The sequence below is a fragment of the Nonomuraea sp. CX421 genome (assembly GCF_059358955.1).
This window is the reverse complement of sequence record NZ_JCADBK010000001.1, coordinates 62,283-78,767: the sequence shown is the minus strand read 5'-3', so window position 1 is coordinate 78,767 and position 16,485 is coordinate 62,283. Positions and strand designations below refer to the sequence as shown.

Annotated in this window: 19 protein-coding genes and 2 pseudogenes; 13 read left to right on the top strand and 8 right to left on the bottom strand. The window is 69.3% G+C overall.

The genetic code is table 11. The features are described from left to right. Positions 1–391 precede the first annotated feature (391 nt). A pseudogene (locus AC5L3X_RS00410) lies at positions 392–1,240 on the top strand (ice-binding family protein); the annotation flags it as partial. 29 nt (positions 1,241–1,269) lie between these two features. Here the strand turns inward: AC5L3X_RS00410 and AC5L3X_RS00405 are convergent. Continuing rightward, positions 1,270–1,962 carry a hypothetical protein gene (locus AC5L3X_RS00405; RefSeq protein ID WP_494854963.1) on the bottom strand — a complete coding sequence of 231 codons (693 nt, stop codon included), beginning with the start codon at positions 1,960–1,962 and terminating at the stop codon, positions 1,270–1,272. Between the two features lie 241 nt (positions 1,963–2,203). Here AC5L3X_RS00405 and AC5L3X_RS00400 point away from each other — a divergent pair. The 3 genes and pseudogenes from AC5L3X_RS00400 to AC5L3X_RS00390 all read left to right on the top strand — a co-directional run. Beyond that, positions 2,204–2,317 (top strand): annotated as a pseudogene (locus AC5L3X_RS00400) (transcriptional regulator); the annotation flags it as partial. A 107-nt stretch (positions 2,318–2,424) separates the two neighbouring features. Beyond that, on the top strand, positions 2,425–3,609 hold the full coding sequence (locus AC5L3X_RS00395) for a globin domain-containing protein (RefSeq protein ID WP_494854270.1): 1,185 nt from the start codon (positions 2,425–2,427) through the stop codon (positions 3,607–3,609). Between the two features lie 78 nt (positions 3,610–3,687). Next, on the top strand, positions 3,688–4,125 hold the full coding sequence (locus AC5L3X_RS00390) for a hemerythrin domain-containing protein (RefSeq protein WP_494854268.1): 438 nt from the start codon (positions 3,688–3,690) through the stop codon (positions 4,123–4,125). Here AC5L3X_RS00390 and AC5L3X_RS00385 read toward each other — a convergent pair. From AC5L3X_RS00385 to AC5L3X_RS00370, 4 genes are all read right to left on the bottom strand, one after another. After that, positions 4,103–4,753, bottom strand: a complete 651-nt coding sequence (locus AC5L3X_RS00385) for a hypothetical protein (protein ID WP_494854266.1) — start codon at positions 4,751–4,753, stop codon at positions 4,103–4,105. The two genes, AC5L3X_RS00390 and AC5L3X_RS00385, sit on opposite strands and share 23 nt — an antisense overlap. A gap of 130 nt (positions 4,754–4,883) precedes the next feature. Continuing rightward, positions 4,884–5,024: a hypothetical protein gene (locus tag AC5L3X_RS00380; RefSeq protein WP_494854264.1), complete on the bottom strand. Its 141-nt coding sequence runs from the start codon at positions 5,022–5,024 to the stop codon at positions 4,884–4,886. A 129-nt stretch (positions 5,025–5,153) separates the two neighbouring features. Beyond that, positions 5,154–6,041, bottom strand: a complete 888-nt coding sequence (locus AC5L3X_RS00375; RefSeq protein WP_494854263.1) for a pyridoxamine 5'-phosphate oxidase family protein — start codon at positions 6,039–6,041, stop codon at positions 5,154–5,156. A 59-nt stretch (positions 6,042–6,100) separates the two neighbouring features. Next, complete coding sequence (locus AC5L3X_RS00370) at positions 6,101–6,553, bottom strand: VOC family protein (RefSeq protein ID WP_494854261.1); 453 nt, start codon at positions 6,551–6,553, stop codon at positions 6,101–6,103. Positions 6,554–6,675: 122 nt separating this feature from the next. Here AC5L3X_RS00370 and AC5L3X_RS00365 point away from each other — a divergent pair, with 122 nt between their 5' ends. Next, a complete protein-coding gene (locus AC5L3X_RS00365) occupies positions 6,676–7,269 on the top strand; it encodes a CGNR zinc finger domain-containing protein (protein ID WP_189121901.1) in 594 nt (197 codons plus the stop codon). A gap of 19 nt (positions 7,270–7,288) precedes the next feature. Here AC5L3X_RS00365 and AC5L3X_RS00360 read toward each other — a convergent pair whose 3' ends face one another. Continuing rightward, entirely contained in the window at positions 7,289–8,050 is a 762-nt protein-coding gene (locus AC5L3X_RS00360; RefSeq protein WP_494854259.1) for an SDR family oxidoreductase, read from the bottom strand. Positions 8,051–8,154: 104 nt separating this feature from the next. Between AC5L3X_RS00360 and sigJ the strand changes: the two genes are divergently transcribed. Beyond that, positions 8,155–9,099 (top strand): RNA polymerase sigma factor SigJ, encoded by a 945-nt coding sequence (sigJ, locus tag AC5L3X_RS00355; protein ID WP_494854258.1) that lies wholly within the window; start codon positions 8,155–8,157, stop codon positions 9,097–9,099. Between the two features lie 9 nt (positions 9,100–9,108). Here sigJ and AC5L3X_RS00350 read toward each other — a convergent pair whose 3' ends face one another. After that, complete coding sequence (locus AC5L3X_RS00350) at positions 9,109–9,627, bottom strand: hypothetical protein (RefSeq protein WP_494854257.1); 519 nt, start codon at positions 9,625–9,627, stop codon at positions 9,109–9,111. Between the two features lie 421 nt (positions 9,628–10,048). On the opposite strand from AC5L3X_RS00350, the gene AC5L3X_RS00345 reads away from it, so the two are divergent. The 5 genes from AC5L3X_RS00345 to AC5L3X_RS00325 all read left to right on the top strand — a co-directional run bounded on the left by AC5L3X_RS00345 (position 10,049) and on the right by AC5L3X_RS00325 (position 13,928). Continuing rightward, complete coding sequence (locus AC5L3X_RS00345) at positions 10,049–10,849, top strand: PAS domain S-box protein (RefSeq protein ID WP_494854255.1); 801 nt, start codon at positions 10,049–10,051, stop codon at positions 10,847–10,849. Further along, positions 10,833–11,300, top strand: coding sequence for a hypothetical protein (locus tag AC5L3X_RS00340; protein ID WP_189121899.1), 468 nt, complete (start codon positions 10,833–10,835; stop codon positions 11,298–11,300). The genes AC5L3X_RS00345 and AC5L3X_RS00340 overlap by 17 nt, the downstream gene beginning before the upstream one ends. Before the next feature lie 73 nt (positions 11,301–11,373). Then, positions 11,374–12,294, top strand: coding sequence for a MerR family transcriptional regulator (locus AC5L3X_RS00335; RefSeq protein WP_494854253.1), 921 nt, complete (start codon positions 11,374–11,376; stop codon positions 12,292–12,294). Between the two features lie 106 nt (positions 12,295–12,400). Further along, complete coding sequence (locus AC5L3X_RS00330; protein WP_494854251.1) at positions 12,401–13,480, top strand: DUF6745 domain-containing protein; 1,080 nt, start codon at positions 12,401–12,403, stop codon at positions 13,478–13,480. Positions 13,481–13,490: 10 nt separating this feature from the next. Further along, positions 13,491–13,928: a DUF8820 family protein gene (locus tag AC5L3X_RS00325; protein ID WP_494854250.1), complete on the top strand. Its 438-nt coding sequence runs from the start codon at positions 13,491–13,493 to the stop codon at positions 13,926–13,928. Positions 13,929–13,991: 63 nt separating this feature from the next. On the opposite strand, the gene AC5L3X_RS00320 is transcribed toward AC5L3X_RS00325, so the two are convergent. Beyond that, positions 13,992–14,753, bottom strand: coding sequence for a hypothetical protein (locus tag AC5L3X_RS00320; RefSeq protein ID WP_494854248.1), 762 nt, complete (start codon positions 14,751–14,753; stop codon positions 13,992–13,994). A gap of 201 nt (positions 14,754–14,954) precedes the next feature. Here AC5L3X_RS00320 and AC5L3X_RS00315 point away from each other — a divergent pair, with 201 nt between their 5' ends. Together AC5L3X_RS00315 and AC5L3X_RS00310 are read left to right on the top strand one after the other, a co-directional pair. Then, on the top strand, positions 14,955–15,932 hold the full coding sequence (locus AC5L3X_RS00315) for an acyltransferase domain-containing protein (RefSeq protein ID WP_494854247.1): 978 nt from the start codon (positions 14,955–14,957) through the stop codon (positions 15,930–15,932). Between the two features lie 68 nt (positions 15,933–16,000). Beyond that, positions 16,001–16,468 (top strand): anthrone oxygenase family protein, encoded by a 468-nt coding sequence (locus AC5L3X_RS00310; protein WP_494854245.1) that lies wholly within the window; start codon positions 16,001–16,003, stop codon positions 16,466–16,468. Positions 16,469–16,485: the final 17 nt, after the last annotated feature.

Genomic DNA, 16,485 nt, shown 5'->3' with positions numbered 1-16,485 from the left:
AGATATAGCATCGCAGAAATCTGGGAATGGTTCTTACCGGTGCTAGGGAATGTAAATGTTCCCCAGATTTCAGTCAGCGGAGACGTGCTGGATTTCCGCCTCACGTTCTCTTTGAGATGGCCTTTCATTCATCTGGATGCCGAAGCATGTCAACCGTCCAGATTGTGATGATTCGCCTGGCCGAGTGGACTTGCCTTGCGGCCTCGCATAGCGCCGGCTCCGCACCTCGGCGTATTAGGCCTTGGGTTCTTGGCCGTCTGCCGCTCCGGTGCGCATCGGCGCAACCGTCAAGAGTTGCTCGATTCACAGCAATAGCCAAAGGTGTCCTGAACGTGTATTGAAACCAAAATCGATCAACTTTAGATGATGCTTTAAGGGTTGGTGTCCGCTGATGAGGATGTCTCCAGATAGCGTGCCGGAGGCGGGATGGCGCTTTCAGCAGCCAGGAGCCACCGATCGTTCCGCAGGGGCAAGTCCGATGAGTTGGTGGTCCGAGCGGCGGGATGTTCTTCGCCTTCTGTTGACGTTACAGGCGGTGGGTCTGGCCCACTCTTATCAGGAGAATGATTCGTCAATGAGAGTGTCCTTCAAGCGCACTTTTCTGAGGTTCCCCCGATCGAACTGGCCGGTGCTGGGCCTGATGCTCCTTCCCATGGTTGGCGCACTCATCGTCGTGCAGTCCGGCCCGAGCATCGCTCAGGAAGCCCCGTTGAATCTCGGAACCGTCGGCAGTTTCGCGGTCCTCGCTGGGACCACGGTCACCAACACCGGCTCCAGTGTCATCACTGGAGACCTGGGAGTAAATCCAGGTACCGCGGTGACCGGCTTCCCTCCCGGCATAGTGATCGGAGCGCAGCACAGGGCCGACGCTGTCGCGCTTCAGGCCCAATCCGACTTGACCATTGCATACGACGACGCCGCCGGGCGAACCCCCGCCACTAGCGTTTCGGGCGACCTCGTCGGCCGGACCCTCGCACCAGGCCTTTACGCGTCCACCTCTGAGCTCGGGCTGACGGGTACGCTCACACTCGACGCTCAGGGCGACCCTAACGCGGTCTTCATCTTCCAGATCGCCTCCACGCTCATCACCGGATCAGCCAGCAATGTCAACCTGATCGGCGGCGCTCAGGCGTGCAATGTCTACTGGCAGGTAGGCAGCTCCGCGACGCTGGGGACAAACTCCACCTTCGTGGGGAACATCCTTGCCCTGACATCGATCTCGGTCAATACAGACGCTACGGTCGAAGGCCGAGTGCTGGCTCGCAACGGTCAGGTCAGCCTCGACGACAACGTCATCACCATCCCCATCTGTGCATTGCCGACGCCCACGCCGACCGTGACGCCGACGGTGACTCCGACGGTCACGCCGACCGTGACGCCGACGGTGACTCCGACGGTCACTCCGACCGTGACGCCGACGGTCACTCCGACCGTGACGCCGACCGTGACGCCGACGGTGACGCCGACGGTCACGCCGACCGTGACGCCGACCGTGACGCCGACCGTGACGCCGACCGTGACGCCGACGGTCACGCCGACCGTGACGCCGACGGTCACGCCGACCGTGACGCCGACCGTGACGCCGACGGTCACGCCGACCGTGACGCCGACCGTGACGCCGACGGTGACTCCGACGGTCACTCCGACGGTGACGGGGATTCCGACCATGAGGCCGACGGAGAGGCCGACCATGAGGCCCACGGTCACTCCGATCATGAGGCCGACGGAGAGGCCGACCATGAGGCCGACGGTCACTCCGACCATGAGGCCGACGGAGAGGCCGACCGGCACTCCGACCGCGACCTCGACGGCAAAGCAGACGCGGGAGTCGGCGAAGCCGCCCAAGACGAACCACTGCCGAGGCGGCCACGGCCACCACGGGGTCTGCCGGCACAAGCCGTGCAGCGAGCGGTTCTGCCACGCGGACGGGCTTCCTTGGGCACCCGTCCCCAAGCCGATCAAGAAGCACCTTGACGTGACCGGCTGACGATCCCATTTCCGCAAGGCGCATGTCGTGGAAGAGCCGGCCTGTCGGCTTCTCAGCCGTCAACACCGACTCGGTCGTGGCGGCATGGTCGCCGCCAGCCGTGATCAAGCATCAGCAGCCCATGCGGCCAGTAAACGAGGGGCTTGTGCTCTGGTCATTCCTGCTGTGTGCCCGTTCCGGGGAATGCGGGAAGAGTCGCAGGCGAGCGCGGGGGGCATGCGCCTGACCGCTTTCACCGACATCTCGCTGCGGATCGTGATGCGCCTGGCCGTGGTGCGTGGTGACGAGCTGCTGATGACGCGGGCGGTCGCCGAGCTGGTGACCGAGCCGACCGGGCCGGTGCTGCTCTGCTCATCTGACCACCCCTCCCGGGTGAGGAACCGGCCATCGGCCCTTTTAATATGCATTCCAGATGCCAATTATCTGGAGGTTCCCCCATGCTGTCCGCGGAAAGCGCCGCGATCATCAGGGCCACCATCCCCGCCGTGGGCGCGTCGCTCGACACGATCACCACGAGGTTCTACGAGACCATGTTCGGTGACCGTCCCGAGTTGCTCGACGGGCTGTTCAACCGCGGCAACCAGCGCAGCGGCGAGCAGCGCAGGGCACTGGCCGGGTCCATCGCCTCGTTCGCCGGGGCGCTGCTGGCCAACCCGAACGAGCGTCCCGACGCCCTGCTCGCCCGCATCGCGCACAAGCACGCCGCCGTCGGCATCACCGACGACCAGTACGTGATCGTGCACAAGTACCTCTTCGCCGCCATCGTCGAGGTGCTGGGCGAGGCCGTCACGCCGGAGGTCGCCGCGGCCTGGGACGAGGTCTACTGGCTGATGGCCGGCGCCCTGATTGCGATGGAGGCCCGCATCTACGCCCACGCCGGCGCGCGGGACGGCCGCACCTGGCGGCCGTGGCGGGTCGCCGAGCGCCGCGAGGAGACCGCCGACGTCATGTCGCTCCTGCTCGCGCCCGTCGGCGACGAGCCCGTGCCGCCCGCGCTGCCCGGTCAGTACGTCAGCGTCCAGGTGCTGATGCCCGACGGAGTGCGCCAGCTGCGGCAGTACACGCTGTCCGGTTACGGCGCCAACGGGCTGCGGCGGATCACCGTCAAGCGGGTGCGCGGCGAGGGCGCACCCGAGGGCGAGGTGTCCACCCTGCTGCACGCCACCGTCAAGGAGGGCGACGAGCTGATCCTGTCCGCGGCGTTCGGGGACGTGACGCTCCCCGAAGGCGGGGCACCGCTGGTGTTCGCCTCGGCCGGCATCGGCTGCACTCCCATCACGGCCATGCTCCAGCACCTGGCCGACACCGGCAGCACCCGCCGCGTGCTGTCGCTGCACGCCGACCGGTCCGCGTCCGACCACGCGCTGCGCGAGGACATGGAGTCGCTGACCGCCGCGCTGCCCGGCGGCGAGAAGATCTTCTGGTACGAGGACGGCGACCGCGGTGTGGCCGGCCGGATGGACCTGGCCGAGGTCGAGATCCCCGCCGGCGCGGTCGCCTACCTGTGCGGTCCGTTGCCGTTCATGCGGGACGCGCGGGCCCAGCTCATCGGGGCGGGAGTGGCGCCGCGCGACATCCACTATGAGGTGTTCGGCCCTGACCTGTGGCTTCCGGCCTCCTGAACCGGGACCAACGGCCCTACAGGCCCCGATCCGGCGACCGGCACCCTGAAAGAGGCGAGACGACGGATCGAGGCCAGAATGTGCAACTACTGCGGGTGCCGGGACTTCCCGCTGATCGGCAGGCTCTCCGAGGAGCACGTGCGGATCAGTGAGCTGGCCGGCGCGCTGCGCCGGGCCATCAGGGCGACCCGGTATGACGAGGCCCTCCCGCTGCTCGACCCGCTGCTAACCGAGCTGCTCCCGCACACCGCCGACGAGGAGCGCGGCCTGTTCGCCGAGTTGCGCGCGGAGGGGTCGCTGGCCGACGAGGTCGAGCGGCTGTGCGGTGAGCACGCCGACATCCACGGCGTGCTCACGGGCATCGACCGCGCGTCGCCGGACTGGCCACGGGTGCTGGGAGCGCTGGAACTGCTGCAGCGGCACATCGACAAGGAGGAGCACGGCCTGTTCCCCGCGGCGGTCATCATGCTCCCCATCCCCGCCTGGGAGCGCATCACCACCGAGTCCGCCCGCTGACCGGGGGTGACAGCTGACCTACCGGCGCGACGACGTGGGCTCCGGCACTCGCGCATCGCCAGACGGCGACGCCGGCTTCCAGGCCTACGTGAACGCCCCGGTTGTGCGTGTGACACACGGGCCAGGCCGCCCAGATGATCTCCATGATCACTTCTTGGGTGGCCGCTGCGACGCTCGCACGTGCTTCCTGAGTGTGGCGCCCCTCGGTGGGCCAGATGCCGTTGCCCTGGCGCTTGCCCCGGAACTTCACCCAGGCCTGCCCCCTGTCGTCCCAGTCGGCGATGATCAGCTCGAGGGTTCCGGTGATCCCGGAGGCGCGAACGTCGCGCTCCACGACCGTCAGCGCCTGCTCCAGCCCTGCCCACAGGCTCGGATCGAGGGCGAAGGTCGGCTCGTGATTGGTCTCCTTGAGCAGACGCTCACCCAGTCGCGTCAGGTCGGCCCCTGTGAGCTGGGCGAGGGGACGTTCGAGGACTTCCCGTGTGGCGGGGGTGCTCACCTCCCACTCCTCCAGGAGGCAGGCCAGCTCAACGACGCGCTCGACGTCCAGGCCACCGTCGCGCAACGATGTGTAGACGCGGTCTCTTAACTCGTCGATGACCTGCATGGCCTGCTCTTCGGAGTGCACACCCGCAGTCTCGCCCTGCTCCGTAGACCGGGCAAGACATCGAGGAAGGGGCGAGGCGACCTCCCCGTCGACGCCATCGGGATGGCGTCTGAGTGGAGGCCGCCTCGTTGTGCGACTTGAGAGGGCTGGTCTACCACCAACCACCACCCCAGTCGTCCCAGTCGTCCCAGTTGTTCCAGTGGCCCCAGCCACCGCCCCACCAGCGCCTACGGTGGCAGAAGCGACGGCGACGCCAGCGGCGGCCGCAGCCGCCCCCATACGTCCTTGTCATGATTCCTCCCCCATTGGCCTTCTTCCTCAATTTGGACGCTAACACCCAGATAGGGATAAATCACGGCGTGTGGTTGAGGTTTCAACGAGGCTTGACCGGCATATTCAGTACGCCGGGCCGCTCGTCGCCTCAGGCGGGGTTGAAGCGGAAGTACTGGCCGAACGACCAGCGCTGCCGGAGGGCGCCGGAGATCTGGACGACCTGCTCGATGTCGAAGTCGACGAGCCGGTGCGCGCCGGGCACCGCCGCCGCCCGGTCCGGGTCCCAGTCGATGCGGGCGCGGCCGGTCAGGTGCAGGGCGTGACCTCCTTCCCAGTCGAGAAAGAGCAGGCCGCAGCGCGGGTCGAGGGCGAGGTTGCCCAAGGTCATGTACATCGAGTTGCCGATGTAGTCGGGCCAGGTCAGCCGCCGGTCGCCGGTCAGGGTGACGAACCCGGGGTTTCCGCCGCGGTGCGAGGCGTCGGAGCCCAGGCCGGCGACGTGGGTGCCGACGAAGAACGTGTCGGCCGCGGCGATCCACCGCCGTTGGGCGGGGGTCGGCTCACGGGTGACGTGCACGGTCCTGCTCGCCGCCCGGACCTCGGTCTCGGTCACCGTACGGGTCTGAATGTACTTCGGGCAGTTGGAGTAGACCTGCTCGGTGCGTACCGTGAGCCGGTCGCCCTCCTCGCGGGCTCGGCCGTTGACCCGCATCCTCTTGCGGCTGGCCGGCTCGATGGCGAGCATCCCGATGTCCCGTTCGGTGGCGAACCGTCCGGCGAGCGGGTCGCCGTCGCCGGGCAGCCGGTCGGCGACGACCGTGCGGTCGTCGGGTGCGGTGACGAACCCGGGCGGGCCGGTGAGCACACCGGCCCAGACCGCCCCGCTCTCATCGGCGGCCGCGATCACCAGCAGGTGCTGCCGGCTGAGGAACTCGGCGGCCACCGGGGGGATGACGGCGCCGACAGTGTCCGACCCACGGCCGTCGACGGCGAGGCCGGCGCGCTGCCGTACCGCACGTTCACCCGCGTGGAACATCAGGGACTCCTTGTCGCTCGCGGGGCCGGAGCAGGCGAGACCCGGCCCGAGTGGGTCGGTTAGAAGAAGCCGCAGGTCGGCGCGCCCTGCGTGGGGGCCGGTGCGGTGCCGGCTCCGGCCGGGGCGAAGATCTCCAGGCGAATGCCGTCCGGGTCGGTGAAGAACACTCCGCCGGAGCTCGCGCCTTCGCCATGCGGGACGACCCCGTCGTAGACCAGCTCGGCGCCGAGCTCGCGCAGGGTGGTCTCGGCGCGGTGGACCGCGTCGATGTCGGCCACCTGGAACGACAGGTGATGGAGTCCGGGGAGGCCGGTGGCGAACGTGCCGTCGCTCTGCTGCCACAGCGTGATCAGCAGAGTGCCTTCGCGGCCGAGGAAGGCGAACCTGCGGTCACCGTCGGTCTGCGCGCCGACGACCTCCAGGCCGAGGACCTGACAGTAGAAGGCGGTCGAGCGGGCCAGGTCGGTCACGTTCAACCCGACGTGGCCGGTCTGCAGAGTGGGCGTGCTCATGTGGCGACTCCAGGAGCTCATGGAAGGGAGGTCGGCCGATCCGTTCTAATGGCCGACATGAGGGCGTGACGTTAGAATGCAGCATGGCTCTAACGGAGTCAACCTGCGGATACCATGAGAAAATGGATGTGGCCAATCTCGCCGACGGTGGTGCCCCGGTCCTGGGGGAGCCGTTGCCGCTCGAGTTCGGCAACACCGTCTACGCGGTGCGAGGCCGTCCCCGTGACGGCCTGGAGACCGCCGAGCACCTCGCCGCCTGGCTCCGAGACGTGCGCGCCCGCCTGGCGGTCGCCCTCTCCGACGACGACCTGCGCGGCGTGACCGACGACGACCTGATCTCCGGGCGCGAGCTACGCGACGCCATCCGGCTCCTGGCGGACGCCGCCGTGGCCGGGCAGGACGCCGACCCCGACGCGGTCGCCACGCTCAACCGCCACGCGCGACAGACTCCGCGATGGCCCCAGCTGCGCATCACACCTGAGCCGCACGTGGCGGTGGGCACGGCGGGCCGGTCGGTCGCGGCCGTCCTCACCGCGCTCGCCGAGGACGCGATCCACCTCTTCGGCGGGCCACTGCGCCACGAGATCCACGCCTGTCACGGCCCCGGCTGCGTGCTGTACTTCGTCCGCGACTCGTCACGGCGCGAGTGGTGCTCGCCCGGCTGCGGCAACCGCGCGCGGGCGGCCCGCCACTACGCCAAGGTACGCAAGGTCTGAGCCCCGGCCGGCCGGTGGGTCAGCGGAGCCGTTCGGCCAGGAAGTCCTCCCAGGTGCGCTCGCCCACGGTGGCCCCTTCGAGGGTCAGGTTGGCGCCGGCCCGGTAGGCGCGGCCGGCCTTGCCCGGCAACCGGACCGGCACCGTCGGCCGGCGCCGTCCGCTCGCCCGCAGGTAACCGCGGATCAGCTCCGCCATGCCGTACACCTTGGGGCCGACCAGGTCGGGCACCAGGCCGGCCGGTGCGCCGAGCGTCAGCTTCACGAGCCGTTCCGCCACCTCGCGCGCGTCGACCGGCTGGAAGCGGAGCCCACCCGGGACGGGGATCACCGGCAGCTTCGCCATGGACCGCACCACCTTCAGCGTCAGGTCGTGGAACTGGGCGGCACGCAGAGTGGTCCACGGCAGCCCGGAGTCGGACACGGCCCGCTCCGCGCCCAGCTTGGACCTGAAGTAGCCCAGCGGGACCTGGTCCGCCCCCGTCACCGAGATGTGCACCAGATGCCGCACCCCGGCCCGCGACGCGGCCCGGACCAGGGTGCGGGCCGCCTGGTCATCGCCCTTGGGGCCGCCCGCGAGGTGCAGGACGGTCTCGGCTCCGTCCACCGCGCGCTCGATTCCCTCGTCCTTGAGCAGATCGCCGGTCACGTACTCGACGCGGTCGCCCGGCGCGTGACCGCGCCGGCTGAGCACCCGCACGTCACGGCCGGTGTCCCGCAGGAGCGGTACGACGAGGCGGCCGAGCGTGCCCGTGCCGCCGGTGATCAGAATGGGTGAGGTCAAGGCTTCTCCCAAGGTCGTTCCGTACAGGGGCCGGGCTCCCGGTCACATCCACCGGATTCCGCGGGTCTACCGTTACGACCCGCCGCGAGGAAGGAACGTGACACGTGGACGAGCGCGACTGGCTGGCCGAGCGTTTCGAGGAGCATCGGCCACAGCTGCGAGCGGTGGCCTACCGGATGCTCGGCTCGGTGAGCGAGGCGGACGACGCCGTGCAGGACGCCTGGCTGCGACTCGCTCGCGCCGACACGGGCGACGTGCGGAATCTCGGCGCGTGGCTGACCACGGTGGTCGCGCGCGTGTGCCTGAACGTGCTGCGCTCGCGCGAGCAGCGGCGCGAGGAACCTCTCGAAACCCGCATGCCCGACCCGATCATCAGCGTCGAGGACGGGACCGACCCCGAGCGGGAGGCGTTGCTGGCCGACTCGGTCGGATTGGCGCTGCTGGTGGTGCTGGAGACGCTGTCGCCGGCCGAGCGGCTGGCGTTCGTGCTGCACGACATGTTCGCCGTGCCGTTCGAGGAGATCGCCCCGATGGTCGAGCGGTCGCCGGACGCGGCCAGGCAACTGGCGAGCCGTGCCCGCCGCCGGGTGCGGGGGCAGACGCCCGTGCCCGACCCCGATCTGACCCGTCAGCGCGACGTCGTCGACGCGTTCTTCGCCGCCGCGCGCGACGGCGACTTCGAAGCGCTCGTCGCCGTGCTCGACCCCGGCGTCGTGCTCCGGTCGGACGGAGGCGTGGCGCGGGCCCGGCACACCGTCACGATCCGCGGCGCACGGGCCGTGGCCGAACAGGCGTTCACCTTCGGCAGGTTCTCCCCGTTTGTCCGGCCGGCGCTGGTCAACGGGGCCGCCGGGGTCGTGGTCGCGGCGGGTGGACGGCCGCTGTCGGTGATGGGCTTCGTCGTCACGGAGGGCAGGATCGTCGAGATCGACGTGATCGCGGACCCGGACCGCCTCCACGGGCTCGATCTCGCCGGGCTCGATCTACCTGGGCTTGATCTCCCGGAGCTTGATCTTCCTGGGCTCGATCTGCCCGAGCGCGACGACTGACGGCGAGGCTCAGTCGGTCTCCAGGACGACCGCCGCGCGGGTGGACCCGTAGGAATAGGAACCGACCGGCTCGCCGGGAGCTATCGTCCCCTCGCCCGCGCTCGTCGAATGTTGATAACGCAGGACCATAGGGCTCTCCGCCAGGTTGATCGTGCCACTCATCTCGATGAAGGCGTACTGGCTGCCTATCTGGCTGGATGACGTACCGGAAAAGGAAAGGGTCGCGCCGTCCTGTCGGAATGTGCCTTTCAACGGGTACGTGTCCGTTCTGACGTCGGTGGTGGTATAGCTGAATGTTCCGTCTTTGCGGAACTCCCACTGACTGTCCGCGACCCTCGCGCGCTGCCGGGAAACCCATTCGCGGCTGCCACGGGTCTGCTCGAACTCCTGGATGTACTTCACGCGAACTTTTATCGGCAGCGTGAGGGCCTGCGTAGGGGCCTGCGTGGTGGCCTGCGTGGTCGGGGCCGCCATGGGAGACGGAGGCGTCGCGCCGCTCTTCTCGTCCTTGGGCGCGAAGACGGTCACGAGGGAAACGATGACCCCGAGGACGCCAACGGCCACGCCCACGCCCTGCCACCATGACTGACCCAGGAATTTCCCGGCCCGAAAAGAGCTTTGAGGATGCGTCCCGCGACGACGTGGTGAGCCTGTTCGCATTCATGATCCCAAGGCAGTGCAGCGGCCGATTGCGAGAATTGTACTGCTGGGCAAGGATTTCGTGGTTCTTCCTGTCGGCCCGGCCAAAGGTGACGCCGGGCTGCAAAATAGACATAACCCTTTCTTATGTCATCACCTGGCGCTTCCTCGCCGGATCGGCGTCATCTGGTAGCGGATCTGTCCGATAATCGTCGGACGTGCGTGAGTGGTCGTGGGGATCGCGGGGCGAGTGCCCCGAGAACCATGAGAAACCCATCTAAAGTTAACCGCATGCACTAGTTTGGCAACTGTGAGTAATGCAGACGTCGCCGGTGCGCCCGTGATCCGCCGGGCCGTCGCTCGGGTGCTGCGGCGCATCGGCCGGCGGGGGGCCTCGCTGGCGTTCGTCGGCCTGCTGGGCCTGGTCATCGCCGCGTCTCTGGAGTTCGTGCCGGTCGAGCAGCTCGGCACTCCCGCGTACGCCACCCTGTCCGCTGTCGCTCCGCTGAAGGTCTGGGCGCTGGTCTGGGGTCTCACCGGCGCGCTGTGCCTGGTGCAGATGTTCATGCGTTCCGACCGGGTGGCCTTCGCCGTCGCGACCGCCCTCCTCCTGCTGTACGGCCTGATCTATCTGATCTCGACCTTCACCGGCGACAATCCGCGAGGCTGGGTCGGCGGCGCCGTGTGGCTGGCCTTCGGCGGCTGGATCGCGCTGATCGCCACCTGGCCCGAGGCCGTCACGGTCGATCGGCTGCCGGGCGACGCGACCGACCCGGCGGTGGTCATCGTCGCCGACGCCGCCGGAGTCATCCGGTCGTGGAACCCTGAGGCGGCGGCCATGTTCGGCTGGACCACCGAGGAGGCGGTCGGGCGGCCGTTGACGATCCTGATGCCGTCCCGTTTCCGCGACCAGCACACCGCCGCGCTGTCCCGGGTGTGCTCCGCCGGCCGCTCCGACCTGGCCGGGCGCGTCATCCCGGTGGCGGGCCTGCACCGCGACGGCACGGAGTTCGCGATGACCCTCACCGTCAACGCCTGGCACAGCGCCGACGGCATCACCTACACAGGAGTCATCCGACCGGCAGGAGGTCGCAGTGTCCGGGCTGAGTGACATCATCGTCCAGCTCGCCATCGCCATCGTCCCGCTTGGCGTGGCCTATCTGGCGTTCCGCTCCGCGACCGACGCCAACAAGAAGACGCAGCAGACCGCGCTGCAGCAGGCCGAGCGCCAGGCCGAGTTAGAGCGTTCCAAGGTCGACGCCGAAGCGTTCACCCGCGCCAAGACGATCTACGAAGCCGCGCTCACCCAGATGGAGCAGCAGGTGGCCCGGGTGCAGAGCCAGGCCGAGCAGTTCAGCACCGACCTGATCGCCGAACAGACCACTGCCACCGCGATGGGCGGCCAGATCCGCCAGCTCCAGGCGCAGATCCGCGCCCTCGAGCGCACCGTGGCCGCGTTGCGGGCCCAGCTCATCTCGGCGGGGCTCTCCCCGGTGCCCGCCTCCGACCCCACCGGCCCCTTCTCGATCAGGCGCTCGCCGCGCACCCGGTTCTCGGAGTGACGCGCGGCGCACGCGCTCCGGTCCCGGCCAGGGGAGTTGCGGCTCCCGTAGGGGGAGGCGCGAAGGTGGGGGCATGCACGGCGACACGCTCCACTCGATCGGTGATCTGGCCCGGCGGACCGGGCTGACGGTCAAGGCCATCAGGTTCTACTCCGACAGCGGGATCGTGCCGCCGACCGACCGTGGCCCGGCCGGTCACCGCCTCTACGACAGCGACGCCGTCGCCCGCCTGGACCTCGTACGAACGCTGCGCGACCTGGGAGTGGGCCTGCCCGCGATCCGCAGGATCCTGGACCGGGAGATCTCACTCGCCGAGGTGGCCGCCGCGCACGCCGACGCCCTGGCGGTGCAGATCCGCACCCTGCGCCAGCGGCGCGCGGTGCTGACGGCGGTGGCCAGACGCGGCGCAGACCCTGAGGAGGCGCATCTCATGCACCAACTGGCGAGGCTTTCGGAGGACGAACGCCGGCGGCTGATCGGCGAGTTCCTCGACGCCGTCTTCGGCGGTCTGGACGACGGCGCCGGATTCGCCGGGATCAGCCGCTCGATGACTCCCGAGCTGCCCGACCACCCCGAGCCCGAGCAGATCGAGGCGTGGGTGGAGCTGGCCGAGCTCTCGCAGGACCCGGACTTCCGTGCCAGTGTCCGGCACCTCGCCGAGCACCATGCGGCCGAGCGGGCCCAGGGCGACACCCGGATCCCGCGCCGTGACTCCGTCGCGATGGTCCGTGACCACGTCGGCCCGGCCCTCGCGGCGGGCATCGACCCCGTCTCACGCCGGGCCGATCCGGTCGTCGCGGCGGTCACCGCCGACCACGCGCGTGTCTTCGGCTGCTCCGACGACGCCGCCCTGCTGGCTCACCTGGAGAGGGCGAACGACCCGCGCAGAGAGGTGTATCTGCGGCTGCTGGCGGTGGTCAACGGCTGGCCGGCTCCGGAAAGCCTGACGCCGGCGTTGGACTGGTTCATCCGGGCGTTGCGGGCCCGAGGGTAGGTGGGGGACCACCGTCGATGGGGCGCCGGACCGGTGGACAGACGCCCGGATGATCTGTCAGTATTTTTCGTATGATCATCGGAAAGGACGACGCCACCCTCATATGGTGAGCGTTCTCGTGCAGCGGGAAGCTGCCGAAATTCGCGAAGAATGGCTGGTCCGGGCGTTGTCGACGCTGCCCGCCGACCGTCCGGCCGCAGAGGCCGCCATCTCCGAGCTCTATCTCCTGATCGGGCTCGCTCCGCCACGTTTTCACTGGGTCTCGTCACCGGTCATGGCCCTGGCGACCATGCCTCCGGGTGTGCGCCCGCGGCCCTCCGAGAGCATCGAGCGGGTGTCCGAGTGGCCGGTGCCGGCCAAGCTCGCGTTCCTGATGAGGACGCTGTGCCACGAACTCGACGTCCAGGTCAAGTGGGTCCAGCAGCCGCTGGATCAGCTGATCCGGGCGCAGGTTCGCCGCTCGCTCTCACGATCCATTGACAGCTCGCTCACCATGCCGCTCCGGGCGGCGCACAACGCGCCGTACCAGATGGGCACCTGGTACGGAGTGCAGTGCGCCTCCTGGATAGCCCACTACGACGCCCTGCGCCGGGCGGCCGGCGTGGCCTTCACCCCCGAGCAGAGCCGGCGGCTCGATCTCTGGGCGGCGGTGACCGGGATATGCGGCTGGTGGTGGCCCCGCGAAGACGTGTGCGTCATCTCCGAGCGGCCCGTCGCCCTGCGCACGGAGGTGTGGGGCGACGACGGTGAGGTGCGCCCGCACTGCTCGGACGGTCCCGCGGTGCGTTATTCGGACGGGTGGGACGTCCACGTCTGGCACGGGACCCGAGTGCCGGCCTGGGTGATCACGGATCCCGGTGTCGAGCGGATCGCGCGGGAGGCCAACGTCGAGATCAGGCGGTGCGCGATCGAGCGCATCGGCTGGGCGGCCTACATCGATCGGGCCGGGCTCCGGCTGGTCGCCACCGCCCCCGACCCCGGCAACCCCGGCTCCGAACTACGGCTCTTCGACATGCGCGCGGAGACGAGGGTGCTCCTGACCGTCAACGGATCCGTCGAACGCGACGGGCACCGCCGGAAGTACGGGCTGACCGTGCCGGGTTTCCTCGACGATCCCGTCGAGGCCGCCGGCTGGACCTACGGGCTGTCCGCCGCGCAGTACTCCCTTCTCCTACGCCGAACCTGAGGTGAATTCCATGACAGTGACTCTCGCTTCGCTCTCCCAGCAGACCGGACTCGCCGTGCTCGACCACCTCGAACGGTCGGTGCGCATCCCCGTCGTCGACGGGCTCCAGGCCCAGGGCGACCTCATCGTCATCCCTTACGCCGTCGTCGCGTCGTCGGTGACGTTCTGGCCGGACCGCGGCTGGACGGACGTGCCCGCGGAAGGGGTCGAGCTGCTCCGCGGAGCGGCCGGGGGCAACCCGCACACGCTCGTCGCCGACCCCGGCACCTGCCGGTGGACGACTCGCGTGCTGGACTCCGAATGGCTGGCGATCGGGGTCTTCGAGACCTCGGCCCCGGCCTATCTGCTGCATCCCGAGCACGGTGCCACGGGTTGCGCGCCGGGGACGTACGTCGTCCGGCGGCAGCGCGAGCGCGACGGGCAGCGGGCGCGCGTCGTCGCGGACTGATTCAGTCACCCGCTGGTTCGCGACAGCGTGCCGCGATCACACCAGCGGGCTCGTCGCTGATTCCTAGTTGTACTTGTACAGTCTGGTGGTCACTTGGTGGTCGTCGTCGAACACCGAGGCACGGTACATGCTGATGGCGAGGTCACCGTGTTCGGCCTTCCCGCAGGTGTTGACCCCGGCCAGCTGGTGGATCTCGTAGCGGGCCGTCGGGTCGCCGCCGACGAAGTATTCGGCCCGCGCCTGGTGCTCGTCGGCGCCCGTGTCACACGCGAAGACGAACGTGTTCTTCTCGGCGAAGCAGGTGCTGGCGGCGCCTCTTGTCGACACGCAGATCGCGGACCTGGCCCGGGCGCCGGCCGGGGTGACACGTGTTTCTCTTTTCACCGGATATTTGGTGACGTCGCGGACTGTCTTCCATCGGCCGACCTTGACCCGTCTGTCGCCTTTGTACAGTGCCGCTCTGAATGTGATGGTTTTGCCGATTTCGCGGCTTCCGCGAATCTCGCCTTCGCGGGCGAGATTGTGAATGACGTACTTCGTGCCCAGGTAGCCGTTCAGGTAGTACTCGACCGCGGGATGGAGCCGGTCGTTCCTCGTGTCCTCGATCGAGACCCCCGGCCGGCTGCTCTCGTCGTCTCCCACGCAGGCCGCCGCGCCCTTGACCCGTACGCATTCGGGCTCGTCGGCGCGGGTCTCGCCGGTCTCGGCGGGCGTCGCGACCGTGGCGGGCGCCGCCGCGGGCGCCTCGCCCTCGGGACGGGCCGCACCACTCGCCGCGGCTCCCTCGACGCCGAAGGCCAGGGCGGCGAGTACGGCCACTACCAAGGATCTGCCTAATGTCACTTTGGCCTCACCAGGATCAGGAGTCACGTAGTTGCGTGAGTGTGACGCACAGAGCCCTTTATACGGTTCCGAATGCGGACCAATGGACCTTTCCGGGCGCCTTTCCTCTGTGTCGGTGATGCGCGGTTTAAGCACCCGTCAACCTCCGGTAAACCTAGAAGGTCGAACGAAAAGGGGGCCCGAGTGGCGAAGGCGCTTGACCTGCTCCGCTCCGACCCGCGGACCGCGGGCTGGCTGGCCGGCGTGGAGGCCGGCGACTCCCCGGAGGTCGAGATCGTCCTGCCGGATGCCGGCACCCTGCTCGACCTGGCCGTGCCGCACGAGGACGTCAACGAGCTCGTCGCGCTGGCCGGCGAGCTGCGGGCCGACCCGGAGCTGTGGTGGCTGCTGCGACGCTGCGTCCACCGGCTGACGGCCGCCATCGGGACGATCGGCGACGCCTTCGACCTGCCCTGCCTGCCCGAGGGGCTGGGCCCCATCGGCCGCTACTTCCCCGCCTACGTGTTCGCCGCCACGCTCCCCTACGTCCGGGCCTACCACCGCGAGAGGGGAGTGCCGGCCGACGTGTCGCGGCACACCCTGGCCGACCTCGGCCGCAACCTGGCCCTGCACCGCAGGCGGCACGGCACCGGCGGCGTGCTGCAGCCCTTCTGGATCAAGCTGCACTTCCGGGGCGAGCTCTACCAGCTGGGCCGCCTGCAGTTCCAGCGCGGGACGCTCGGCCGGCGCACCGGGCAGGCGGTCGCCGCGGCCCTGCCGCTAGGCCCCGGAGACCCCGCCCTGCACCTGCACATTCCCGACTTCTACGGCCCGCTGACCCGGGCGGCCTGCGACAACTCGCTGGCCCGCGCCCGCGAGTTCTTCCCACGCCACTTCCCCGAGGAGAAGTACACCGTCGCCACCTGCGACTCCTGGTTGCTCGATCCACAGCTGCGCGACCACCTGCCGGAGACCTCGAACATCGTCGGGTTCCAGCGCCGCTTCCGCCTCGGTCATCGGCCCGAGCACCCCCACGACAGCGGGCCGATCGAGTTCGTCTTCGGCGATCCCGACCTGAAGCCGGAGGTGTTGTCCCCGCGCACCACGCTGGAGCGCGCGATCGTCGATCACCTGCGGGACGGCGGCCACTGGTACGGCGGCAACGGGTGGTTCCCGCTCTGAACCGTCCCGCTCTGAACCGTCCCGCTTAACACGGTGTGCGAATCCGCTCGAAGCGGGATCATGTGGGCATGCTGTCCATCTTCGCCGCGGTCCTGGCCGCCCTCGCCCTCCTGCTGAACGGCGTCATGGCGGGCATCTTCTACGCGTTCTCCAACTCCGTCATGCCGGGCCTGAACGCCGTGGACCCCGCGCAGGCGGTCACCGTCATGCGCAGCATCAACCGGAAGATCCTCAACCCGGGATTCCTGCCGGTCTTCACGCTCTCGCCGCTCGCCTCCGCGGGCGCCGGCCTGCTCCTGCTGCTCGACGGCCAGACCGCCGCCGCGACCTGGTTCTTCGCGGCGGGCGTGGTCTACGCGCTGGGCGCGTTCCTGCCGACGGCCGCGCTCAACGTGCCGATGAACAACGCCCTGGACGCCGACCGGCTGGACTGGGCGGCGTACTCGCCGCGCTGGACCCGCTGGAACACGGTCCGCGCCGCCGCGAGCGTCGCCGCCCTGCTGCTGATCGGCGCGGGGCTGTACGTGTGGCGATGATCGGTACGGTCGCGCCG